This is a genomic window from Streptomyces sp. HNM0645 (genome assembly GCF_030056615.1).
Classification (GTDB): domain Bacteria; phylum Actinomycetota; class Actinomycetes; order Streptomycetales; family Streptomycetaceae; genus Streptomyces; species Streptomyces marianii.
The window spans coordinates 66,139-88,060 of the sequence record NZ_JASHLT010000005.1 but is presented as its reverse complement, the minus strand read 5'-3'; the positions used below and the strand labels follow the sequence as shown (position 1 = coordinate 88,060).

The 21,922-nt window shown below is 70.9% G+C and carries 19 protein-coding genes; 13 read left to right on the top strand and 6 right to left on the bottom strand.

Annotated features, from left to right (window positions below; genetic code table 11):
• Nucleotides 1–109 precede the first annotated feature (109 nt).
• Together QMZ92_RS04630 and QMZ92_RS04625 are read left to right on the top strand one after the other, a co-directional pair.
• Complete coding sequence (locus QMZ92_RS04630; protein ID WP_283295947.1) at nucleotides 110–1,327, top strand: MFS transporter; 1,218 nt, start codon at nucleotides 110–112, stop codon at nucleotides 1,325–1,327.
• A gap of 147 nt (nucleotides 1,328–1,474) precedes the next feature.
• A complete protein-coding gene (locus QMZ92_RS04625; protein ID WP_283295946.1) occupies nucleotides 1,475–3,001 on the top strand; it encodes a DHA2 family efflux MFS transporter permease subunit in 1,527 nt (508 codons plus the stop codon).
• Nucleotides 3,002–3,061: 60 nt separating this feature from the next.
• Here QMZ92_RS04625 and QMZ92_RS04620 read toward each other — a convergent pair whose 3' ends face one another.
• Nucleotides 3,062–3,748 carry a TetR/AcrR family transcriptional regulator gene (locus tag QMZ92_RS04620; RefSeq protein WP_283295945.1) on the bottom strand — a complete coding sequence of 229 codons (687 nt, stop codon included), beginning with the start codon at nucleotides 3,746–3,748 and terminating at the stop codon, nucleotides 3,062–3,064.
• Nucleotides 3,749–3,943: 195 nt separating this feature from the next.
• Here QMZ92_RS04620 and QMZ92_RS04615 point away from each other — a divergent pair, with 195 nt between their 5' ends.
• A complete protein-coding gene (locus tag QMZ92_RS04615; protein ID WP_283295944.1) occupies nucleotides 3,944–4,807 on the top strand; it encodes an NmrA family NAD(P)-binding protein in 864 nt (287 codons plus the stop codon).
• A 310-nt stretch (nucleotides 4,808–5,117) separates the two neighbouring features.
• Here QMZ92_RS04615 and QMZ92_RS04610 read toward each other — a convergent pair whose 3' ends face one another.
• A complete protein-coding gene (locus QMZ92_RS04610; protein WP_283295943.1) occupies nucleotides 5,118–5,810 on the bottom strand; it encodes an iron-dependent transcriptional repressor DtxR in 693 nt (230 codons plus the stop codon).
• Between the two features lie 8 nt (nucleotides 5,811–5,818).
• Nucleotides 5,819–6,352 (bottom strand): YbhB/YbcL family Raf kinase inhibitor-like protein, encoded by a 534-nt coding sequence (locus QMZ92_RS04605; RefSeq protein ID WP_283295942.1) that lies wholly within the window; start codon nucleotides 6,350–6,352, stop codon nucleotides 5,819–5,821.
• 160 nt (nucleotides 6,353–6,512) lie between these two features.
• Here QMZ92_RS04605 and QMZ92_RS04600 point away from each other — a divergent pair, with 160 nt between their 5' ends.
• On the top strand, nucleotides 6,513–7,205 hold the full coding sequence (locus QMZ92_RS04600) for a GntR family transcriptional regulator (protein WP_283295941.1): 693 nt from the start codon (nucleotides 6,513–6,515) through the stop codon (nucleotides 7,203–7,205).
• 138 nt (nucleotides 7,206–7,343) lie between these two features.
• Here QMZ92_RS04600 and QMZ92_RS04595 read toward each other — a convergent pair whose 3' ends face one another.
• A complete protein-coding gene (locus QMZ92_RS04595) occupies nucleotides 7,344–8,999 on the bottom strand; it encodes a ricin-type beta-trefoil lectin domain protein (protein ID WP_283295940.1) in 1,656 nt (551 codons plus the stop codon).
• Nucleotides 9,000–9,434: 435 nt separating this feature from the next.
• On the opposite strand from QMZ92_RS04595, the gene QMZ92_RS04590 reads away from it, so the two are divergent.
• The 3 genes from QMZ92_RS04590 (at nucleotide 9,435) to QMZ92_RS04580 (ending at nucleotide 12,541) form a co-directional block, all read left to right on the top strand.
• A complete protein-coding gene (locus tag QMZ92_RS04590; protein ID WP_283295939.1) occupies nucleotides 9,435–9,998 on the top strand; it encodes an SRPBCC family protein in 564 nt (187 codons plus the stop codon).
• Between the two features lie 123 nt (nucleotides 9,999–10,121).
• Nucleotides 10,122–11,741: a radical SAM protein gene (locus QMZ92_RS04585; protein WP_283295938.1), complete on the top strand. Its 1,620-nt coding sequence runs from the start codon at nucleotides 10,122–10,124 to the stop codon at nucleotides 11,739–11,741.
• A complete protein-coding gene (locus QMZ92_RS04580) occupies nucleotides 11,738–12,541 on the top strand; it encodes a class I SAM-dependent methyltransferase (protein WP_283295937.1) in 804 nt (267 codons plus the stop codon). Before QMZ92_RS04585 ends, QMZ92_RS04580 begins: the two co-directional genes overlap by 4 nt.
• A gap of 27 nt (nucleotides 12,542–12,568) precedes the next feature.
• Here the strand turns inward: QMZ92_RS04580 and QMZ92_RS04575 are convergent, their stop codons facing one another.
• A complete protein-coding gene (locus QMZ92_RS04575) occupies nucleotides 12,569–13,027 on the bottom strand; it encodes an SRPBCC family protein (RefSeq protein WP_283295936.1) in 459 nt (152 codons plus the stop codon).
• Between the two features lie 371 nt (nucleotides 13,028–13,398).
• Here QMZ92_RS04575 and QMZ92_RS04570 point away from each other — a divergent pair, with 371 nt between their 5' ends.
• The 6 genes from QMZ92_RS04570 (at nucleotide 13,399) to QMZ92_RS04545 (ending at nucleotide 21,042) form a co-directional block, all read left to right on the top strand.
• Nucleotides 13,399–13,989, top strand: coding sequence for a redoxin family protein (locus QMZ92_RS04570; RefSeq protein ID WP_283295935.1), 591 nt, complete (start codon nucleotides 13,399–13,401; stop codon nucleotides 13,987–13,989).
• A gap of 7 nt (nucleotides 13,990–13,996) precedes the next feature.
• Nucleotides 13,997–14,860, top strand: a complete 864-nt coding sequence (locus tag QMZ92_RS04565; protein WP_283295934.1) for a cytochrome c biogenesis CcdA family protein — start codon at nucleotides 13,997–13,999, stop codon at nucleotides 14,858–14,860.
• A 361-nt stretch (nucleotides 14,861–15,221) separates the two neighbouring features.
• On the top strand, nucleotides 15,222–17,267 hold the full coding sequence (locus QMZ92_RS04560) for a right-handed parallel beta-helix repeat-containing protein (RefSeq protein ID WP_283295933.1): 2,046 nt from the start codon (nucleotides 15,222–15,224) through the stop codon (nucleotides 17,265–17,267).
• 38 nt (nucleotides 17,268–17,305) lie between these two features.
• Nucleotides 17,306–18,079, top strand: coding sequence for a hypothetical protein (locus tag QMZ92_RS04555; protein WP_349307704.1), 774 nt, complete (start codon nucleotides 17,306–17,308; stop codon nucleotides 18,077–18,079).
• Nucleotides 18,076–19,374, top strand: a complete 1,299-nt coding sequence (locus QMZ92_RS04550; RefSeq protein WP_283295932.1) for a hypothetical protein — start codon at nucleotides 18,076–18,078, stop codon at nucleotides 19,372–19,374. Before QMZ92_RS04555 ends, QMZ92_RS04550 begins: the two co-directional genes overlap by 4 nt.
• Before the next feature lie 102 nt (nucleotides 19,375–19,476).
• A complete protein-coding gene (locus QMZ92_RS04545; protein WP_283295931.1) occupies nucleotides 19,477–21,042 on the top strand; it encodes an alkaline phosphatase family protein in 1,566 nt (521 codons plus the stop codon).
• A 55-nt stretch (nucleotides 21,043–21,097) separates the two neighbouring features.
• On the opposite strand, the gene QMZ92_RS04540 is transcribed toward QMZ92_RS04545, so the two are convergent.
• Complete coding sequence (locus tag QMZ92_RS04540) at nucleotides 21,098–21,763, bottom strand: esterase/lipase family protein (protein WP_283295930.1); 666 nt, start codon at nucleotides 21,761–21,763, stop codon at nucleotides 21,098–21,100.
• Between the last annotated feature and the right edge of the window lie 159 nt (nucleotides 21,764–21,922).

Sequence of the window (21,922 nt, the reverse complement as noted above, 5' to 3'; positions counted from 1 at the left end):
CGTCCGCCCCGGGGGCGAGGAGCCGGGCCGGGGGAGCAACCTCCGGGATCCTTCCCGGGTGACCACTTAGAGTGACACGAACTCACAGCCGATCCCAGGAGCGTGATCCGTGCGCTGGAGACTCCCACTCGGACCGAGTCGCAACTTCCGGTTGCTCTGGTTCTCGGTGGTCGTCTCCGGCCTGGGTGACGGCATGCGCTACGTGGCCCTCCCCCTGCTCGCGTCGCACCTGACGTCGGACCCCCGCAAGATCGCCCTGGTGTTTCTGGCCGACCAGCTCCCCTGGCCCCTGGTCATGGTGGCCGCCGGGGTGACCGCGGACCGCTTCGACCGGCGCCGGATCATGGTGGCTTTGGACTCGGCGCGTGTCCTGGTCGCGGCATGGCTGGCCGTGACGGTGGGGCTGGAGCATGTGACGCTGGCCGTGATCTGCATCGCCACCGCGCTGTTGGACCTCGGGCAGAGGTTCTATCTCGGGGCGGCGGCCGGAATCGTCCCGATGACCGTGCAGCGGCTCGAGCGGGACCGGGCGAACGCCGCATTGGCCGGGGGGTCGGTGACCGCCACCCTCCTGCTGGGCAACCCCCTGGGCGCGCTCCTGTTCGATATGCATCCGGTCCTGCCGTTCGGTATCGACGCGCTGTCGTTCCTCTGCTCCGCGGTACTCATCTTCTCGATCCGCGGACGCTTCCGCGCCGAGCGACCGCCCGAGACCACCGGCCCGGTCGGGCACCTGGTACGGCGGCAGTTCACCGACGGACTGCGCGCCCTGTGGAAGCAGCCCCTGCTGCGGAGGATCACGCTGCTGAGCGCCCTCTACGACATGGTCGGTATGTCGCAGGTGGCGATCGGCATCCTGTTCGCCCGGACCGAACTCGGTCTGAGCGACACCGGCTTCGGCCTGCTGGTGGCGACGTTCGGTCTGGGCGCGCTGATCGGCTCCGTGTTGGTGGGGCGCTGGGCGAACCGGTTCGGCAGGGAACGTCTTCTCCTCGGCTCGCTGGTCATCGCTGCGGTGGCGTCACTGGGCGTCGGCCTGGTCGACGCATGGCTGCCGGCCGGGGTGTTCGTCCTGCTCTACGGCGCGTCGGCGACCGCCTGGCGGGTCAACGCGACCACCGTGCGCCAGAACCTGACGCCCAACCGTCTGTTGGGCCGGGTGACCATGACCCAGAAACTGCTGGTGCGCTGCGGGGCGATCGTGGGCACGGTCCTCGGCGGACTGGTCGCCCATCACTTCGGCCTGCGTACCGTGTTCCACGTCGGTACCGTGCTCCTCCTCGCGGGCGTGGTCGCGGGCGGACGCCGCCTGGTGGCGGGCTCGTAGGCCCCGGCGACGGCCGGGACACGCCAGGCCGGGGCGGCCACGCGGGCCTCCGTGTCCCGGCCGGTGCGCGCCGGGCCGGGGACATAGTGTGTGACGGTGCGTCAAAGAGAGGGTCCCCCCAGGACACGGTGGACCAGGAGACAGACGATGACGGTCGCCACGACCGCGCTCGGCATCTCCATGGTCTTCCTCGACGCTCTGATCGCCAACGTGGCCCTGCCGGACATCCAGCGGGACTTCGGCGTCGGCGAGTCGGGCTTGCAATGGGTGGTCGCCGCCTACTCCATCGGTATGGCGTCCTTCATCATGGCCGGGGCCACCGCGGCCGACCGGTTCGGCCGGAGGCGCCTGTTCGCCGGCAGCGTCACCGTGTTCACGTTGGCTTCCGTGGCCGCGGGACTGGCCCCCGGGCTCACCGCGCTGGCGATCGCGCGCACGGTGCAGGGGATCGGCGCGGCCACCGTGACCGTGACCTCGTTGGCGCTGGTGAGCGCCGCCTTCCCGGACGACGACGAGCGGGCGCAGGCCATCGGCTTGTGGATCGGTGTGGCGAACATCGCCACCGCCTCGGGCCCCGTGATCGGGGGCGCACTGACCGAGACCTTCGGATGGCGCGCCGTCTTCATGGTCAACGTGCCGGTCGGGGCACTCGTCCTGCTGTTGACCGCCGGCTACGTCGCCGAGTCCCGTGAGCAGCGGGTCCGCGGGTTCGACATGGGCGGTCAGGTGCTCTTCGTCGTGGCGGTCGGCGCGCTCGCCTACGGGCTGATCCAGGGCCAGCAGTTCGGGTGGGGGTCGGTCGAGATCGTGACCCTGCTGGCCGTGGGCGTGGGGGGATGCGCCGTCTTCGCCTGGTACGAGTACCACCACCGGGACCCGATGATGGACGTCCGCCTCTTCGGCCGCAGTGCCTACGCCGTGGGCATCGTCACGCTGTTCTCGGCGTTCTTCAGTGTGTACGGAATGCTGCTGGTGATCACGCAGTACTTCCAGAACGTGGAGGGTTACTCCCCGCAACGCGCCGGCCTGCTGATCCTCCCGTTCGCCCTGACCATCATGCTGCTGTCGCCCGTCGCGGGCAGGTTGTCCGCACGGTCCGGGCCACTGGTGGTCGCCCGGACCGGCCAGCCGCTGCTGGTCGTCGGCCTCAGCGTCGTGGCAGTGGGGATGCCGCTCTCCGTGGGAGCCGTGATCGCTGGGTTGTTCCTCTCCGGCATCGGTGTCGCACTGGTCGCCACCCCGGTCACCGCCCTGGCCATGGGGGCGGTACCGGCGGAACGGTCCGGGATGGCCTCGGGCATCATCAGCGCCCAGCGGGCTGTCGGCTCGACGTTCGGCTTCGCGGTCCTCGGCAGCGTCCTCGCCATCTGGCTGGGACACACACTCAGCGACGATCTCCGCCAGGCCGTTCCGGAGGCCTCAGCCCGCCGTGCGGTCGCCGACCGGATCGTCCAGGAGGCCAACCCCCATGCCTACGCCGCCGAGATCGGCCCCGGCCGGCCGCTGCCCGCCGCCTCCCCCGGCACGCGTGATGCCATCGTCGAGGCGGCGAAGCAGGACTTCGTGCAGGGGTGCCAGATGAGTGTCGGGGTCGGGGCGGTGATCTGCGCGGTACCCGCGGTGCTGCTCTGGACGGGCGCCCGGCGGTACGAGGGCCGTCGCGGGACGCCATGACTGCCCGCCCGCCGGGCCGTTCCGCCGCGTCGGCCACGGCCCGCACGGCACAGTGACGGATCAGCGTCGCAACCACTCGTCGAGAAGCGCGGCTTCGGCTTCGCTGAGATGGGGCAGTTCGGGCACGAGAGTGCGGAAGGCCGCGACGACGGCCGCCGGATCCCGGACGGGGACGGCGGGCTCATCCACCAGGATGGCGCGGGTGATCGCGTCGAAGGCGGCGTCGGCCAGGTGCGGGTCGCTCTGCTCCGGCGGCAGGGTCAGCAGGGTGTGGACGGCTCCGACCCCCGCCGAGCGGATGAGGTTGACGGCACGCTCCTCGCTCACCCGAAGCCGTCCGGCGGCGGCGATTCGGTGGACACGCTCGGCGAGGACCTGAACCCCCGCGGCCTGTGCCGGTGTGTCACGTGCGCGGGCCGGGTCGAGCAACAGGCCGAAGACGTAAGGATTGGCCAGCCCGAAGCTGATCTGCATGTTCCATCCGGCGCGGAGGTCTTCCACGGGGTCGCCGGAGGGCGCGGTGGTCTGCTTGCCCGCCACGTGTTCGGCGAAGACGCGCTCCGCGGCCGCGTCCAGCAGATCGCCCTTGTCCTGGAAGATCCGGTACAGCGCGGGAGGCTGCAGCCCGGCCTCGTGAGCGACGCGGCGTGTGGTCACCGCGGCCGGCCCTTGCTCGCGCAGCAGGCCGGCCGCAGCTTTCACGATGCGGTCCCGGGTGATGTCGCGCCGCTGCGCGTTCGATGCCATGGGGACGATGATATCGCTCATGCGTGACAAGCGATGTTACCGCCGGCATCGCCACTCCTTCGCTACACGCGATCCTCGAAGTACCCGTTGAGTAGCCATATCGCCATCGGAGTGCACTAGAGCCGCAGCCAACGGAATTATCACTGATAACGTAGATGAAGTTCCATTGGAAACATCATCAGATGGGAGCCAACCGTGCTGATCGTCACGGGAGCCACCGGCCGCCTCGGGGCGCTGATCGTCAACCGCCTGCTGGAGCGCCTGCCGGCCGACAGGATCGGCGTCAGCGTGCGCGATACGAGCAGGGCCGCCGAGTTCGCCGAGCGCGGCGTCCGCGTCCGGGAGGGCGACTTCACCGAACCCGACGGTCTGAGGCACGCCTTCGAAGGTGCCGAGCGCGTCCTGATCGTCTCCGCGGCCATCCGGGGTGGCGGCGCGTTGGCCGCCAACAGCGCCGCCATCGACGCGGCGCGGGAAGCGGGTGCCCGAAGGATCCTCTACACCAGCCACCAGGCCGCCTCTCCCACGTCGCTCTTCCCGCCGCAGCAGGTCCACGCGGCCACCGAGGAGCACCTCAAGCGGCAAGGGGTCCCCTACACCGCCCTTCGCAACGGGTTCTACGCCTCCACCTTGGGGTCCCACATCGGCGCGGCACTGGAGACGGGCACACTCGCCGTGCCGCTGGACGGCCCGGTGTCCTGGACGGCCCACGAGGACCTGGCGGAGGCGGCGGCCCTGGCGCTGGCCGGAGAGGGAGCACTCGAGGGAATCACACGTCCGCTGACAGCCCCCCACGCACTGGACTTCGCCGACGTCGCCGAAATCCTCGGACGCATCACCGGCCGGACGATCACCCGAGTCGTCATGGACGACGACGACTGGATGGCCGCAGCGGTCGCCGGCGGGATGCCGCAGCCGGCTGCGGAGTTCGCCCTGACGATGTTCGCCGCATCACGCAATGGCGAGTTCAACGCCACCGACCCCACACTCGAAACCGCCATCGGCCGTCCCGCGAGGACCGTCCACGAGCCCCTGGAGGCCCTCGTACGCTCCCGGTGAACCTACCGGCCCCGGGTCCCGGCGGATCGGCATCGCCGCCGCGCCACCCGCCAGGCCCAGGGACGGCGGTCGGAGCCAGACCTGCGGGCGACCTCGAAGTGCTCCTTTCCGACGGGACCGTCCCGGCCGACCTCCCCGGCGGACGATCCGCAACGGCGATGGACCCGGTCTGGCCGACGCCGCCGTCCCGGCCGTGGTGTCGGCGGCGTCGCGGATCGCGGCGGTCGTGGGCGGCCCTCCAGCAGATCCTGGCCGAGGGCCGCCCACGGGCCTGCACCGGGCGCGCCGACGGGCCGGAGCCCTGCTTGGTTCAGGGCTTGGCCACGAAGACGTGCGCGGCGGTCGGCACGGGGAGTTCGGCGGTCACCCGGCCGTTGCCGACCGTCACACCGCCCGGCGACGACGTCACGCTCACGACCGCGCCGGGCCGCAGTCCGGCGTACCGCAAGGCGTGTATCAGCCGGGCGTCGGTCTGAACCGGTTCCCCGATGCGGCGCACGACCGCGCTGATGCCGTCCGGCCCGGTCCTCAGGTCGCTGAGACTGACGGTGGTGCCGGCGTGGGGCGGATCGGCGGTGCCTTCCTCACCGAGCTCGGCGAGGCCCGGGATCGGGTTGCCGTACGGCGAGTGTGTCGGATGCCGCAGCAGTTCCAGGACGCGGCGTTCGACGGCCTCGCTCATCACGTGTTCCCAGCGGCAGGCCTCGGCGTGGATCTGCTCCCACTCCAGCCCGAGCACGTCGAGGAGCAGGCACTCCGCGAGCCGGTGCTTGCGCATGACACGCACAGCGAGTCGGCGACCCTCGTCGCTCAGCTCGAGGTGCCGGTCGCCGGCCACGCGCAACAGGCCGTTGCGCTCCATGCGGGCGACGGTCTGGCTGACCGTCGGGCCGCTGTGCCGCAGGCGCTCGGCGATGCGGGCGCGCAGTGGGACCGCGCCTTCCTCCTCGAGCTCCAGGAGAGTGCGGAGGTACATCTCCGTGGTGTCGATGAGTCGAGACATGCCGGACGTCAGGCGGGCGTCTCGGCGGTGACGGTCAGCACCGCGCGGCCGAGGGTGTGGCCGGCCATGGTGAAGCCGAGGACGGCCGGGGTGGCATCGGCGGGGACGCCTATGGAGGCGACGTCGAGGGCGTGCACCACGACGAAGTAGCGGTGCGGGCCGTGCCCGGCCGGCGGGGCGGCACCGATGTAGCGGGCCAGGCGGGCGTCGTTGGGCAGTTGGAAGGCACCTTCGGGCAGGTCCGCGCCGGTGTCGTCGCCGGCGCCCTCGGGCAGTTCGGTGACCGTGGCGGGGATGTCGGCCACCGCCCAGTGCCAGAACCCGGACCCGGTGGGAGCGTCGGGGTCGTAGACGGTGACGGCATAGCTCTCGGTGCCGTCAGGAGCGCCACTCCAGGACAGCTGCGGGGAGATGTCCTTCCCGCCGGGCAGGGCGGAGGCGTGCTGCTCCGGCGGCCAGGCGGCCCCGGCGGTGACGGTGGCGCTGGTGACGGCGAAGGAGGCCGCTTCGGGGAGGCGGGCGAAGGGGTCGTTGGCACTCATCGTGTCGTTTCCTCTCGGAGCTGCGTGCTGGGGGTGGTGGTACGGCCGGCCATCGGGCCCCGAGGGCGACGGAACGGCACCGTCGGCGCCCCGCCGACCACCACAGAATCGACAGTAACACAGATAATCGATTATCTATGGCATCGTCTATGCTGTGGACATGACTCGTACGGCTCCCACCTCGGCCCCCGCCGGGAAGCAGATGCTCTCCGAACAGGTCTACGCCCACCTGCGAGACGCGATCCTGCGCGGCGACCACGCCCCTGGCGACCCGCTGAAACCGCAGGACCTCGCCAAGGAACAGGGCGTGAGTCTGGCCGTCGTACGCGAGGCGCTCGTACGGGTGGTCGGCGAGGGCCTCGCCGACCGGCTGCCCAACCGCGGCTTCGCCGTCCCGGCCTTGTCCGACCGCCGCTGGCAGGAGATCGCGGAGGCCCGCCGGACCGTCGAACCCGTCGTACTGCGGATGTCCATCGAGCGCGGGGACGTCGAGTGGGAGGCTCGCGTGCGCGCCGCACACCACCGCCTGGCCCGCACCCCGGCGTACCTGCCGGAGGAGGGCGAGTACTACAGCAGCGCGTGGTCCGAGGCCCACCGGGTCTTCCACCGAACGCTGCTGGAGGGCTGCGGCAACCCCGTCCTGCTCCAGACGTTCGACCGGATGTGGACCGCGAGCGAACTGGCACGCCGCTGGTCGGCGCACCGCAACCCCGGCCGGGACGGGGCCATGGAGCATCGTCGGCTGGAGGAGGCGGCACTCGCCCGCGACGCCGCCACCGCATCCGAGGTCCTCGTCCGGCACCTCACCCGGACCGCGGACGTCATGGCCGGCCCCACCACTTCGAGCCCGTGAGGGAACCCTGATCCTCCTGAACACCCACGGGGCTCCGGGCAGGCGGCTTCCGGTCGACCAGCACTCGACCCACGCAGCCTGCCGTGCCGGACGACGGGAAAACGCCGCCGCCTCTGTCTCGCGTGAGGGCCACCGTCGTCAGGAGGCACTCGCCGCGGGGAGGGCTGACGCCCCGGCCTCCGCGACCGGCCGCGTCCCCCAGCGTTCGTCGCCCACCCCGGAGCTCGCCTTGAGCACCAACGGCCGCACTTCGTCGGAGGAAGTGGCGACGGGAACGATGACCTGGTCGGACAGTGGCTTGGACTGGATCGCCCCGTTCTCACCGATGACGAAGGTCATCCGCGATCGCTTCTCCGGGTCGTCGGAGGTGCAGGGCCGGATCCCGACGACCGCGGTGTCGCCGCCGACCTTGAGGCAGAAGTCGGAGTCGGCCTCGTTGTGCAGGTGTCCGTCGGTGTCGAAGGTCCATCGCTGGGTCGCCCCGGAGCCGCACGGCGCGGCGACGGCACTGACACGTCTTTCCACCACCTGGTTCTCCACGTCCAGGCACAGACCGGTGGCCGCATGGACGATCTGGGAGGGCTTGCCGACGGGTACCGGCGCGGGTGCCTTCCGGCCGGGGCCCGGAGTCGGACCGCCCGCCGGCGATCCGTCGGCGGAACGGGAAGGCGTGGAGGACGGAGACGGGTCGGCCGGCCGGCTCGGCTGGGGGCGCACGAGACCGCTGACGTTCCAACTCCCGGACATGACGTCGTGAGCGGTCACCGCGGCCACCGCCGCCACCGCGACCACCGCGACCATGCCGCCGGCGGCCTTGACGGTCCGGTGTCCCGAGACGGACCGTCGAGCGGACCCGGGACGACCGGGACCGTTCGAGACCTCGCCGACTGCGGCATGATCGTCGAGCTGGGTCTCCCGTCTGTCAGCGCCGGCCGCAGTGCTCTGCTCGAGCGGCTTCGGCTCCGGGGTGCCGCGCATCGTGAGGTGCTCGGTGTAGGCGGCGCCGCCCCACATCAGCAGTCCCTCGGCCAACAGGGTCCGTGGACTCCCGGACAGCCTCGTGAGTCCGGACAGCAGGACCCCGCAGTCGGTGCAGCGTGCCAGATGTGCGGCCAGATCCGGGTGCCGGTCGCCGTCCCGGGCCTGCGCGGCGGCTTCGATGATGCGCCTGAACCCACGGCACTCCGCGGTGCCGCGGCGCGACAGGTGCTCCTGGGCATAGGCATCCCGCATGGCGACCTGCGCCTTGGCTGCGAGATCGGGGACGACACCTGAGGTGGTGCCCAGGTGCGTGGCGACTTCGGAGTACGGCTCGTCGTCGACGACCGCGTACCACAGGGCGGACCGCAGCCGCTCCGGCAGCTGGTAGAAGGCGCTGATCATGGCGTTGGACGGCTTGGATCCGCTGCTGACGCCCGCCGTGCGCAGCCAGGCCAGGAAGTCGGGCCTCAGCCATTCCCGTCGGTCGTCCACGGCCCAGACGAGCGCGGCTTCGCCTACGTGCGTCAGCACGTGATGGCGCCAGGTCCCCGACGGATCGACCCCTTCACAGACTTCCTCCACGGCCCGGAAGAACGCCTCGTCGGCGAGTCGTCTGCCGGCCTGGTCGCTGACGGTGTGGAGCTGCGCGTAGCCCACGACGACGGTCAGGTGTCTCCGCCGCAGCTCCCGGACGGCCGGCCCTTCGCCCTCGGTGCCGGAACGCAGGCGCTCGACGAGGTCGGCCTCCGAGAGGAGACCGAGGATCGCCCTTTCCCGGGGAATGTGTTCATCTTCGGTGTCCGAACGCGTCATCGCAGGGCCTCGCTTCCTCGAATCTCCCACGCCGGGTGGGGGGCCCACATGGCACGAGAACGTCCTGGCACGGCCGGGCCGTACCCGGCCCGAGGGTGATCCCGCAGAGAGGGCACAACCTTCTTACGGAACCGGCGTGCGCACTGTTCAGCGTCACCCGGTCTGTCAACCGAACGACCCTGTCTCGGCCGAAGGCCTTCGGAGCCTGCCCGCATGCTCGCGGCGACCGGGATCGGTTGCGGTTGCGGTTGCGGTTGCGGTTGCGGTTGTCGCGGCGTCACCTCTCCGAGGCGGCCCTGGAGCGTCCGGCGGGTCCGATGCGGAGGGCACGGGCCGACGCGCCGGAAGGTCGGTGAGCGCGCTCACCGACCGGCGGACGAACACGGCCTAGCGTCGTGCGTGAGACGGGAACGGACGCGTGGAGAGGTCGGGCTCATGGCGTGGATCGGTGCTCTGGGAGCGGTGACCGTAGCGGGCGCGGCGGGCGGGTATCTCGGGCTGGTGACCGGGGCACTGCCGCTGGACCTGGACGTCGGGCCGCGCGCACGGCCGCTGGGGCCGCAGACCGTCGACATCGCGGCACCGCGTGAGGTGGTGTTCGACGTCATCGCCCAGCCGTGTCCGGGGCGGGCCACCCGAGCGATGCGCGAGAAGGTCACGGTGCTGGAGCAGGGCAGCGACATGGTGCTCGCCGCCCATCGCACCCCGGTCGCGGGCGGGCGGCTGACGGCGACGACGGTGGAGACCGTGCGGTTCACCCGCCCGGAGCGCGTCGACTTCCGCCTGGTGCGCGGGCCGGTGCCAGCCGTCACCGAATCGTTCACCCTCACCGGGCACGGGTCCGGTACGCGGCTGGTCTACGAGGGTGAACTCGCCACGGACCTGTGGCAGGCCGGGCAATGGTGGGGCGGCCTGGTCGCCCCACGGTGGGAGGCGACCGTCTTGGCCTCCCTGGGCACGATCCGGCAAGAGGCGGAGCGACGCTCGGCTCTGCGGTGAGCGGCCTGCCGTGGCATGCGGCGGGCCGGAGGAGCGGCTCCCGACCGTTCGGGCCCCACCCGCCTCGCAGGCGGGCGAGAAGCCCGATCGCGACGACCCCCGATGAGTGGAGGAAGACCTTTCATGGAGGAGTTCCGCGTGACCCGGGCACCCGCGCCCCGGCACAAGTCGGACCGCGACGAGGTGTTCGTGGAGTTCACCAAGTCCATCTGCCCGCTGTGCAAGACACCCGTCGATGCGCAGGTCAACATCCGCGAGGACAAGGTCTATCTGCGGAAGCGGTGCGGTGCGCACGGTGAGTTCGAGGCTCTGGTCTACGGGGATGCCGAGGAGTACCTGTCCTCGGCCCGGTTCAACAAGCCCGGCACCATCCCCCTCGTCTTCCAGACCGAGGTGAAGGACGGCTGCCCCAGCGACTGCGGGCTCTGCCCGGAGCACAAGCAGCACGCCTGCCTGGGGATCGTCGAGGTCAACACCGGCTGCAACCTGGACTGCCCGATCTGCTTCGCCGACTCCGGCCACCAGCCGGACGGCTACTCCATCACCCGCGAGCAGTGCGCCCGGATGCTCGACGCGTTCGTGGAGTCCGAGGGGGAGGCGGAGGTGGTGATGTTCTCCGGCGGCGAGCCCACCATCCACAAGCACATCCTCGACTTCATCGACCTCGCCCAGGCCCGTCCGATCAGGAACGTCAACCTCAACACCAACGGCATCCGCCTGGCCACGGACACGACCTTCGTCGCCGAACTCGGCAAACGCAACCAGGTGCCGGGCCGGTCGGTGAACGTCTATCTCCAGTTCGACGGCTTCGACGAGCGCACCCACCTGGAGATCCGGGGCAGGGACCTGCGTTCGTTCAAACAGTGGGCCCTGGACAACTGTGCCGAGGCGGGGCTGACCGTCACGCTCGTCGCTGCCGTGGAGCGTGGGCTGAACGAGCACGAGCTCGGGGCGATCATCGAGTACGGCATCGACCATCCCGCCGTACGCTCGGTTGCCTTCCAGCCGGTCACCCACTCCGGCCGGCACGTGGAGTTCGACCCGCTTCAGCGGCTCACCAACCCCGACGTGATCCGCCTCATCAACGCCCAGCTCCCCAACTGGTTCCAGAAGGGCGACTTCTTCCCCGTGCCCTGCTGCTTCCCGACCTGCCGCTCCGTCACCTATCTGCTGGTCGACGGTGAACCGGGCAACCGAACGGTCGTCCCCATCCCGCGGCTGCTCAACATCGAGGACCACCTCGACTACATCACCAACCGGGTCATGCCCGACGCCGGGATCCGCGAGGCCCTGGAGAAGCTGTGGTCGGCCTCCGCGTTCATGGGCACCCCCACGACCGGGGAGGAACTGCGGGCCACCGCCGAGGCCTTGGGCTGTGCTGGGGGCACCTCCCGTGCCGAAGGCCACGGGGGAGCCTGCGGCATCGACCTCCCCGAGGCGGTGAAGGACCTCGACGACAAGGCGTTCATGGTGGTCGTGCAGGACTTCCAGGACCCCTACACCCTCAACGTCAAGCAGCTGATGAAGTGCTGCGTCGAGGAGATCACCCCCGACGGGCGCCTCATCCCCTTCTGCGCCTACAACTCCGTCGGCTACCGCGAACAGGTCCGCGCCCAGATGTCCGGCATCCCCGTCGCCCCGGTCGCGCCGAACGCCCTGCCACTCGCCGAACGCCTCACCACGACGCCGTACGGCTCCAAGACCGCGACCACCCCCGGCGCAGAAGGGACTCTCCCGTCATGACCCAGCCGCCCACCGGTGAGGAACTGAAAGAGTGCTGCGCCGCCGCGTACTCCTCCGACATCGTCGCCCTGCTCCTCGGCGAGTCCTACCACCCCGGCGGCACCACCCTGACCCGCCGCCTCGCCGACGGCCTCGCCCTGACCCCGCGGGCACGGGTCCTGGACGTCGCCTCCGGCCGCGGCACCACCGCCCTGCTCCTGGCCGACGCCTACGGCGCCGACGTCGACGGCGTGGACTACGCACCGGCGAACACCGCCCTCGCCCAAGGCGCCGCACAGGCAGCCGGCCTCACCGACCGGGCACGGTTCACCACCGGGGACGCCGAGCACCTGCCGTACCCCGATGGCGTCTTCGACGCCGTGGTGTGCGAGTGCGCCCTGTGCACCTTCCCCGACAAGACGCGCGCGGCAACCGAGTTCGCTCGCGCCCTGCGGCCCGGCGGCCGCCTCGGCATCACCGACGTCACGGTCGACACCACCCGGCTTCCGCCCGGGCTCACCGGCCTCGGCGCCCGGATCGCCTGCATCGCCGACGCCCGCCCGCTTGAGGAGTACACCGGGATCCTGGCCGGCGCGGGACTGCGCACGCTCCGTACCGAGCGCCACGACCAGGCGATGCTGCGGATGATCGACCAGATCGAGGCCCGGCTGAACCTGCTGCGCATCACCGCGCCGGCTCGCCTCGACGCCGCGGGCGTCGATCTCGACTCTGCCCCCGCCGTCCTGGGAGCCGCCCGTTCGGCAGTCGCGGACGGTGTCCTCGGCTACGCGCTCCTGATCGCCGAACGCACGCCGTGGTAGCGGCAGGACGGCACGCCGTGACCGTTCTCATCCTCCCGTTCGGCGGCTCACCTGGCGTTGAAGGTCCTGGAGGTCCCTGACGAGTGCCGAGCGCACCTTGCGCCCCATGATCGGCCCGGCAATTCGGTAGAGCCCGGAGGCGTCACCGCGTACGCGGATGCGGGCGCGCGTGCCGCCGTCCGGGAGCGGGGCGAAGGTGTAGGTCACGTGCATCGGCATCGGACCGGCGACCGAGACCATGTCCAGCAGCCGAGGCGGCTCGTATGCGGCGACCCGCAGCACGTAGTCGATTCGCCTGCCCAGGAAGTACGCCGTCCGCGTCACCTCGGCGCCGACCCCGAAACCGCCCGCATCGGACTCGCGGGTCAGCTCCGCCGTGCGGATGCCCTGCGTCCATTCGGCGTCGTGGCGCCAGTCCATGGCGTACACCGCCACCTGCTCACACAGCAGCGGGATCACCCGCTCCGCCGTCACATCGATACCCATCCGACGCCTCTTTCCGCTGGTGGCAGTTCCATACACACACCCCGGACGAGTTACGGCAACCGGGCTCCGCACGGAGGCGCGTGGGCAAGGGTGGTCGCGCACCTGCCCCCACACCCCTGTCCGCTTGCCCCTGAGAAAGGTTTCGTCCTGGTGAAGGGGCCCGTGCTACGGGGCGGCGTTGTGCCACCGGCCCGTCGGGCGCCGCTTCTCCCGCCGGTTGAGGACACGGTCATCCGTCGGAGCTCGTACGCGAAGATCCGGTCCGAGGACGCCGCCGGCCGACGTCACCGATTCGTAAGGCCCCGGTCCGCTGCCCGCTCGAGCCGCCACCAATACCATCGCCACCGGTACCGACCTTTCAGGAGTCCTCCTTGCGCGCCCGTATCCTCTTCCCCGCCGCCCTTGCCGCCGCCCTCCTCACTCTGACCGCATGCGGCTCGGACGAAGGTTCCGCGCCGGCCGGCGACACGGGTGTCCCTCCTTCCAAGGCGTCCTCTCCCACGGGTTCGCCCGCCGACTCCCCCGCCAGCGGCAGCGGCTCGCAGGGCGCAGACGTCCCCGAGGCGCTGGACTTCACCGCCACCACCGTGGACGGCAAGCCGTTCGACGCGAAGACGCTCGCGGGCAAGCCCACGGTGCTGTGGTTCTGGGCACCGTGGTGCCCGACGTGCAAGGGCCAGGCCACCGAGACCGCCAAGGTCGCCGCCAGCAACGCGGGCAGAGTCAACGTCGTCGGCGTGGCCGGACTGGACAAGAACGCGGCCATGCGCGACTTCGTCTCCGACACCGGCACCGGCGCCATCCCGCACATCTCCGACGAGAAGGGCGAGGTGTGGAAACGGTTCGAGATCACCCAGCAGAGCTACTACGTGATCCTCGACCGGACGGGAAAGACCGTCTACGAGGGCGTACTCCCCGGCGGCAAGGGCCTGGCGGAGAAGCTCTCCGCGCTCTCCGGCTGAACCCGTCATGGCCGACCTGCCCCTCGCTCTCGCGCTCGGCGCCGGAATACTCGCCGCCGTCAACCCGTGCGGCTTCGCCCTGCTCCCCGCCTACCTCTCCCTGCTCGTCATGGGCGACGACACCCCCAGCCGCACCGTCGCCGTCGGCCGGGCACTCGCCGCCACCACAGCGATGACCGTCGGCTTCGCCGCCTTCTTCGGCGCCTTCGGACTCGTCATCCAGCCCGTCGCCGGCCAGGTCCAGCAGCACCTGCCCTGGTTCACCATCGCCTTCGGCCTGCTCATCACCGCCGCCGGAGCGTGGCTCCTCGCAGGCCGCCAACTGCCCGCCCCGGCCCCGAAACTCCGTCGCGCTCCCACCGTCACACGCTCCGTGCCCTCCATGGCGCTGTTCGGCATGGCGTTTGCCACCGCCTCCCTCGGCTGCACGATCGCCCCCTTCCTCGCCATCGTCGTCTCCTCCTTCCGCAGCGGCTCCACGACGGAAGGCATCGCCCTGTTCGCGGCCTACGCCGCCGGGATGGGCCTGGTCGTCGGCGCCGCCTCCCTGGCCGTCGCCCTCACCCGCACCGCCGCCGTAACCCGACTGCGCCGCCTCGGCGCGATCGCCCCGCGCCTCGGCGGCGGCCTGCTCCTCCTGGTCGGCGCCTACGTCGCCTACTACGGCTGGTACGAGATCCGTGCCCTGGGTGACCCCACCACCGCGGACCCGGTCATCGATGCGGCGACCGGCATCCAGCGGGCCGCAGCCGACGTCCTGGATTCAGCCGGGCCGGCCGTGGTCGCCGTGCTCTTCGCCCTCCTGCTCCTCACTCCCCTTCTGATCCGGCGCCGCAGTCGCACGGGCCGGCACACCGGCTCGCAACCGTGATCAAGGGCATTTCGATGAGGATCGCCGGCGTCCCGCCGTAGAGGCGGTGCCGGTCGTCCTCGGCCGGGCGTGCCGGAGACCCCGCATCTGATCGAGCCCGACAGAACCGGCCCTCCGCTTCCTCCATCGGTAGGCGGACCGTCCTGCAGGTGGCGGCGCGCCGGCCGGCCCACGGCAAGCAGGCACTGGCCGATGACGGCCCGGGCGCGGCCTGTCCTGGATCCTGACCCGAACGGTCGAAGCGCAGGCCAGGGACGTTTCACCGCCGGCGAGGGCCGGACAAGGCTGGTCGTCCACCGGACATCTCGCGCCCAGTGCCTTCCGTATACTCGAAACATGTTCTAGTTTGCCAGGCATGTGGATGACGTGGACACGTCGAACACTGGTCGGCTTGGGCCTCGCGGCCGCGTTGACACTGGGTGCGCCGCCCGGCGCGCAGGCGCACGAGGAGCGCGAGGTCGCGTTCCCCGACGGCTCGGGAAGCGTTCCCGCGTACCGCGAGGGCGAACCCGACCTCCTCGTCTGCAAGACCGACAGGACGGCCTTCGAGCGGCGCGTGTCCCGGTTCCCCGCTGCCCTGCGCGAGCGGAATCTCCGGCTCTACGAGAGGTGTCTCGGCGAGGGATTCCGGCATCTGCAGCAGGCGGTGGACGCCGTCGACAGACCCGGCATGAGCATCGCCGTCCTGCCAGGCCGCTACGAGGAGGAGCCCTCCCAGCCGGAACCCGAGGGAGACTGCGCCCGGCTCAAGGCCCGCAAGTCGGCCCTGGGATATCAGATCCTGTCCTACGCACAGCAGCAGCAGTGCCCCCACAACCAGAATCTCGTGGCCGTCCTCGGCAAGCGGAACCTGCAGATCGAGGGAACGGGCGCGGGCCCGCTCGACGTGGTCGTGGACGCCGGCTACCGCAAGCTCAACGCCATCCGGGCCGACGGCTCCGACGGAATCTACTTCCGCAACTTCACCGCCCAGCGCACCACCTTCAACTCCCTGTACGTGCTCGGTGTGGACGGGTTCGTCATCGACCGGGTACTCACCCGCTGGAACGACGAGTACGGCTTCCTGACCTTCGCGAGCGATCACGGGCTGTACCGCGACTGCGAGTCGTACGGAAACGGCGACTCGGGGATCTACCCGGGCAGCGCGTCGGACATCAACAGCGGGCGCGGCCACGACGTGCCGCGCTACTCCATCGAGATCACCGGCTGCCGCAGTCATCACAACCTGCTCGGCTACTCGGGAACCGCGGGCGATTCGGTGTGGGCCCACGACAACGAGTTCGACCACAACATGGCCGGCGCGTCGATGGACAGTGTGTTTCCGGGCCATCCGGGCCTCCCCCAGAACCACGCCAGATTCGAGCGCAACCTCATCCACGACAACAACCAGGACTACTACCGGTACGTCAGGGACGGCACGTGCGCGAAGCCTCCCGCCGAACGCGGCTACGAACAGGGGGTCGTGTGCCCGCAGACCTCGGTCCCTCCCGGAACCGGAGTGCTCGTCGCCGGGGGCAACTGGAACGTGTTCGAGGGCAACTGGATATACGGACACGAGCGCACCGCGTTCCATCTCAACGCCGTTCCCGCCTTCCTGCGCGGTGAGGACGCCTGGTCCCGTCAGGCCGACACCTCGCACCACAACCGGTTCCGTGACAACCATCTGGGCAGGGCGAGGAACGGCGAGTCCAGACCCAACCGGACCGACGTCTGGTGGGACGGCCAGGGCACGGACAACTGCTGGCAGGACACGGGGGACAGCAGCCCGCGAGCCCTGCCCCGGTGCCGGGACGACACCGGCGCCGTCCTCGGCGGATCGCACCGGATCGTGGGCGAACCCATGAAGGTCGTCCAGTTGCTGGTCTGCTCCGACTACAGCGTCCAGGCGCGACGGCTCCCGGCGGGCTGCGACTGGTACGGGGCCCGGGGCTTCGCCCGTATCGAGGTGCAACTCGCGCTCGGCGTCGCCACCGTGCTCGCCGTGGTGGGAGGGGCCCTGTGGTGGCGCAGACTACGCGGGAACCGCCTGGTCACCGTTGCCACCGCGCTCGGCGCGGCGGGGCTCGTCCTCGACGTCGCGAGCGAGACGACGGCACTCGCCCCGACGGTGGCCGGGCCCTTGGCGCTGCTGCTGATCGGGGTCTGGCTGACCGCCACCGGACTGGGGTTGCGGCACAGCAGCCGGGCCTTCGGGACGACGACCGTGGTGCTGGGACTGCTGACGCTGCTGGACGCCTTCGAGCGGGCCTTCGTGATGATTCCGTGGACTCCCCTCGGTCCGGCGTGGCTGCGAGGTCTGCTGGGGCTCGTATGGGTCCTGTGGGCGGTGGCCGCCGCGGCGCACCCGGTGGGACGGGGCCGGTCCGCGTCCCCGCCCGCGGACGACCCGGCCCGGGTCTCCCCGTGAAGGCCGGGGGTGCACGTCGCGTTCCGGGAACGGCCGCGGTGATCTGGGCGGCGGCCGCGACCCTCGCCCTGGGATCGGCCTGTACGGAGCGGCCGACCACCCACCACGGCCCCGGAACGAGCCACGATGTCGCCGGGGACGGCGCCGGAACGCTTCTGGGCACCCCGGGCACGGGCCACCACGAGCGGCTTCGGCAGGTGCCCGCCGCGAACGCTCCGACCGTCTCCCTGACCGTCCGGGCGGACGCGGACGACGGATGGAACGTCCGCATCGACGCCGGGCGCTTCCGCTTCAGCCCCGACAGCGTGGGTGGTGCGGCCGTCCTGGGCAGCGGACACGCCCACCTCTTCGCGGACGGCAAGAAGGTCGCACGCGCGTACGGCCGCTGGCATCATCTGTCCGCCGACGACGTACCTCCCGGCACCAAGGCGCTCTCCGTCCGGCTGTACGCGGACGACCACACGGCGTGGGCCGTCGGCGGGGTCCCCGTGCAGGCCACCGCACCCCTGCCCGGGCCCCCTCCCGACGACCGTCCGGTAGGGGAACAGCCCGACAGAACGGCGGACTTCACCATCACCGCGGGCGTCGTCAGACCGGATCCGGGCCGGATCGAGCTGAGACGGGGCGACCTGCTCGCCATCCGTGTCACCAGCGACACGGACGACGAACTGCACGTGCACGGCGTGAACCGCACCGCGGAGGTCGAGGCCGGCCGCACCACCACACTCCGGGTCGCCCTGGACCGTTCGGGGCTGTTCGAGGTGGAGATGCACCGGTCCGGTCTGGTGCTGACGCAGCTGGCCGTCCGATGAGCAGTTGGACCGGCCTCGCCCACGGCGTCGGCGCCGGGCACGACCTGCCGATTCCCGCCTTCCACGCCTATGCGGGAGCGTTCGCCGCCCTGCTCGTCTCCTTCCTCGCACTGGGACTCCTCTGGCCCCGCTCGCGTTTCCGGGGCGACCGCGCCGGCCGTCCCCTGCCGGCCCGCGTGCAGCGCTGGGCGAGGGCACCCGCCCTCCGGGCCGGGCTGCGCGTAGTGGGGCTCGCCGCCACCGCCACGGTCCTCCTTCATCTTCTGCTCGGCCCGGACGACCCCGAACGCAATCCGGCCCCCGGCACGGTCTACGTCCTGTTCTGGGTGGGCCTGGTCCCCGCCTCGCTCCTGCTCGGCCCCGTGTGGCGGCTCCTCAACCCACTGCGCACACTGCACGCACTGGGCTGCCGGGTGGTTCACCGCTCTCCGGCGGAGCCGTTCCGCCGACTCCCGCAGCGACTCGGCTACTGGCCCGCGGCAGCCGGGCTGCTCGCTTTCACCTGGCTCGAACTCGCTTCTCCCGCCCCGGCCTCGGCCACCGCCCTGCTCACGTTTCTGCTCGCTTACGCGTCCGTGCATCTCGCAGGCGCCGTGGTCTTCGGCAGCGACTGGTTCGACCGGTGCGACGCGTTCGAGGCCTACTCCGGACTCCTCGCGCGGCTGGCCCCGATCGGCCGTCGCGCGGACGGGCAGCTCGTCGTGCGGAGCCCGCTGCACGGTCTCGACGGCACTCCCCCGGCACCGGGGCTCGTGGCCGTCATGTGCGTGCTGCTCGGCAGCACCGCCTACGACGGCGCGTCCGACACACCGTCATGGATCACCACACTGCAGACGTCGCCACTGGGCCGTACCGCCACGGCCACGCTCGGGCTTCTGGGCGGCACGGCCGCCATCGCCGCCCTCTACGTCGTCGGTGCCGGTGCGGCCCGCCTCATGGCCGGGCCCGTGCGCCGACCGCTCACCACGTTCGCCCACTCGCTGCTGCCGATCGCCATCGGCTATCTGGTCGCCCACTACAGCTCACTCCTCGCCACCGAGGGTCCGCGCACCGTACTGACCGCGATGGGTTCCGAGGCGGCCGGCCCGCCCGGGCCGGAACCTCCGTTCAGCCCCGAGGGCCTTGCCACGCTGCAGGTGACGTCCGTGGTCACCGGACATGTCCTGGGCGTCGTCGCGGCACATGACAGATCGGTACGCGTCCACCCTCCGGAGAGGGCCCTGGCGGGAGAGGTCCCCCTCCTGGTGCTGATGATCGTGTACACGCTCGGAGGCATCGGGCTGCTCATCAGCTGACCGGGGAGACCCCGGCGGAAAGCCGCCGGCCACGAACCCCGCCGGGGCACCGACCGCCGCCCCGGACGGGCCGGACCACTCGACGTCATCCAGGAGGTACGTGTGAAGCCCTTACTCAGACCCACCCGCACCCGACGGTTCAGCACCGTGGCATGGGTCACCGCGGTGCTCGTCGGGGCGACCGCGGTCGCCGTCCCCGCGCCCCGGGCCGACGCCGCGGTGGGCAGTGCCACCGTGCCCGCGGCCGCCACCGGGAGGGTTCTGGTGATCGGCCTGGACGGGGCGAACCTCGACCGCGTCAAGGCCGCCGACGCTCCGAACCTCCATTCCCTCATGGCACAGGGGATGACCGCCCCGAGCACCCTTCCCACCGTGCCCATGGCCCTCACGTCCTCCGGCCCCGGCTGGTCCACGGTCGCCACGGGCGTGTGGCCGGACAAGCACAAGGTGTGGGGCAACCTCTTCCTCCTCGCGGACTTCGACAGCCACCCGGACTTCCTGACCCGCATCGAGCGCTCCCGTCCCGCCCTCGCCACCTATGCCGCTGCGGGCTGGGAACCTCTGGCTTCGTCGCGCAAGGGCGGCCCCGTGTTCTCCTCCGCCGTCGACAAGCGGCTGAGCCTCGACGGCTCGACCAACGGCAACCGCACCGAGGACGGCAGGGTCGCCGTCGCAGCGGCCGAGGAGTTGCACAGGGGCGATCCCGACGCCGCTTTCGTCTACTTCGGTGAGATCGACTCGGCGGGCCACGGCCACGGTGCCGCCAGCACGCAGTACCTGGACGCCATAGCGAGGACCGACCGGAACGTCGGGATGCTGCTGGGCGCCGTCACCACACGGCCGAAGTACCACGAGGAGAACTGGCAGATCCTGGTCACCACGGATCACGGTCACACCGACAAGGGCGGTCACGGCGGATTCACCATCAAGGAGCGAGGCACCTTCGTCATCGCCACGGGCCCTGGCATCGCCCCGGGCTCGGTGCGGCACGACGTACGGCAGGTCGACGTCGCCGCCACGGCACTCTCGCACGTCGGCGTGGCGGTCGACGGCCTCGACGGACGGCCCCTGGACACAACGGGCGAGGACGCGTTCGACACCGTGCGTCCCCTGTTGCGCACCCGCGTCGACGAGTCCGGTGTTCCGGCGGGGACGCTCGGGTTCACCCACACTCCCCCCGACGGCTGGCGTGTCGACAACTCGGCGATGGGCGGGGGTGGCGTGGCGGAATGGCGCGGATGGACGTTCGCCACGGACGAGTTCTGGTCACAGACGCAGTGGGGCCAGTACCGGGAGACGAACGTCCGCTCCCGCGACGTCTTCGCCGTCGCCGATTCCGACGAGTGGTCCGACCGGTCAACGAAAGGCTCCTTCGACTCCACTCTCATCAGCCCTCGTTGGGCCACGACCGGCGGTTCAGCGGTCACCCTGAGCTACCGGTCGCACTACCGCCACTGGTTCGGCCAGCGGGCCGAGGTCCGGGTCTCCTTCAACGGGGGGCCCTGGACGACGGTCCGGAGCCATACGCGTACTGCTCTGGCCTCCGGCGAATCGATTCGCATCGACGTGCCCGCGGGCGCCACCGACATCCAGGTGGGCTTCCGCTACCGCGGAGGCAACGACTGGTACTGGGCGGTGGACGACGTCCGCCTCGGCCCGGCGCGCTGAACCGTTCCGACGGACGGGTCCGGCCCCGCCGAGGCGCGGGGCCGGACCTGGCCGGTCAGGCTATGAAGTCCCGCACCTTCGTGTAGTTCCCGTGGTCGTCGTTCATGCTGTTGTGGGACTTGCATCCCACCGACGTGTTGGTCGCGCCGCTCAGTTTCGCGGACTCGTCCGGGTTGATGGCGGCGTCGCATGTGGACCAGAGGGTGGCGTAGTTGACGGCACCCGGGGTTTCGTCGCCGGCGTTGAGGCTCTTCAGGAAGCTGCTCCCGATGACCATTTCCCTGCACGAGGTGTAGAAGGAGCAGAACAGGCTGACGTCCGTCCCGTGGTTCACTCCGGCGACCGAGACGAAGTCGTCGACGTACGAGGTTCCGCCGTAGTACTTGAGGTACCAGCGCGAGTTCAGCGCACCCATCGAGTGGACGACGATGTCGACCTTCTTGGCACCTGTGGCGGCGAGCACCTGCTGCACCTTCACCGCCAGCTGCGACGCCGTGGTCTTGTTGGACTTCTTCCAGTCGTAGGACCAGGTGTGCAGCTCCGATGCCGCGTACCCGTCCGCCTTGAACTTGCCGACCCAGTCGTTCCAGGTGCTGGCCGAACTGCTGAGGCCGTGCACGAACAGGACCGGGTTGCGCGTCGCCGCGTGTGCGGGAGGCACGGCGACGAGGGGCGCCAGAACCGCAGCGGTGGCTGCGACGAGCATTGCGGTGCGTCTCATGTCTGACTCCGATGTCTGGCCATGACTGGTCCGCATGGGACCTCGGGCATGGCTTGGAGGTGGGGGACACCGGCCGGTGGCATCGGGGAATCTGACACAACATCATTAGTTACCGCAAGGTAACTGCACATGTTTTTTGGTCCGGGCGGCAAACTCGGC

What these genes read in the sequence shown, in the direction of transcription:
- QMZ92_RS04575 (WP_283295936.1), bottom strand. Translation starts at nt 13,027, where the DNA reads ATGGGTATCGATGTGACGGCGGAGCGGGTGATCCCGCTGCTGTGTGAG.
- QMZ92_RS04550 (WP_283295932.1), top strand. Translation starts at nt 18,076, where the DNA reads ATGAGCAGTTGGACCGGCCTCGCCCACGGCGTCGGCGCCGGGCACGAC.
- QMZ92_RS04585 (WP_283295938.1), top strand. Translation starts at nt 10,122, where the DNA reads ATGGAGGAGTTCCGCGTGACCCGGGCACCCGCGCCCCGGCACAAGTCG.
- QMZ92_RS04625 (WP_283295946.1), top strand. Translation starts at nt 1,475, where the DNA reads ATGACGGTCGCCACGACCGCGCTCGGCATCTCCATGGTCTTCCTCGAC.
- QMZ92_RS04580 (WP_283295937.1), top strand. Translation starts at nt 11,738, where the DNA reads ATGACCCAGCCGCCCACCGGTGAGGAACTGAAAGAGTGCTGCGCCGCC.
- QMZ92_RS04620 (WP_283295945.1), bottom strand. Translation starts at nt 3,748, where the DNA reads ATGGCATCGAACGCGCAGCGGCGCGACATCACCCGGGACCGCATCGTG.
- QMZ92_RS04540 (WP_283295930.1), bottom strand. Translation starts at nt 21,763, where the DNA reads ATGAGACGCACCGCAATGCTCGTCGCAGCCACCGCTGCGGTTCTGGCG.
- QMZ92_RS04590 (WP_283295939.1), top strand. Translation starts at nt 9,435, where the DNA reads ATGGCGTGGATCGGTGCTCTGGGAGCGGTGACCGTAGCGGGCGCGGCG.
- QMZ92_RS04595 (WP_283295940.1), bottom strand. Translation starts at nt 8,999, where the DNA reads ATGACGCGTTCGGACACCGAAGATGAACACATTCCCCGGGAAAGGGCG.
- QMZ92_RS04560 (WP_283295933.1), top strand. Translation starts at nt 15,222, where the DNA reads ATGACGTGGACACGTCGAACACTGGTCGGCTTGGGCCTCGCGGCCGCG.
- QMZ92_RS04565 (WP_283295934.1), top strand. Translation starts at nt 13,997, where the DNA reads ATGGCCGACCTGCCCCTCGCTCTCGCGCTCGGCGCCGGAATACTCGCC.
- QMZ92_RS04605 (WP_283295942.1), bottom strand. Translation starts at nt 6,352, where the DNA reads ATGAGTGCCAACGACCCCTTCGCCCGCCTCCCCGAAGCGGCCTCCTTC.
- QMZ92_RS04600 (WP_283295941.1), top strand. Translation starts at nt 6,513, where the DNA reads ATGACTCGTACGGCTCCCACCTCGGCCCCCGCCGGGAAGCAGATGCTC.
- QMZ92_RS04610 (WP_283295943.1), bottom strand. Translation starts at nt 5,810, where the DNA reads ATGTCTCGACTCATCGACACCACGGAGATGTACCTCCGCACTCTCCTG.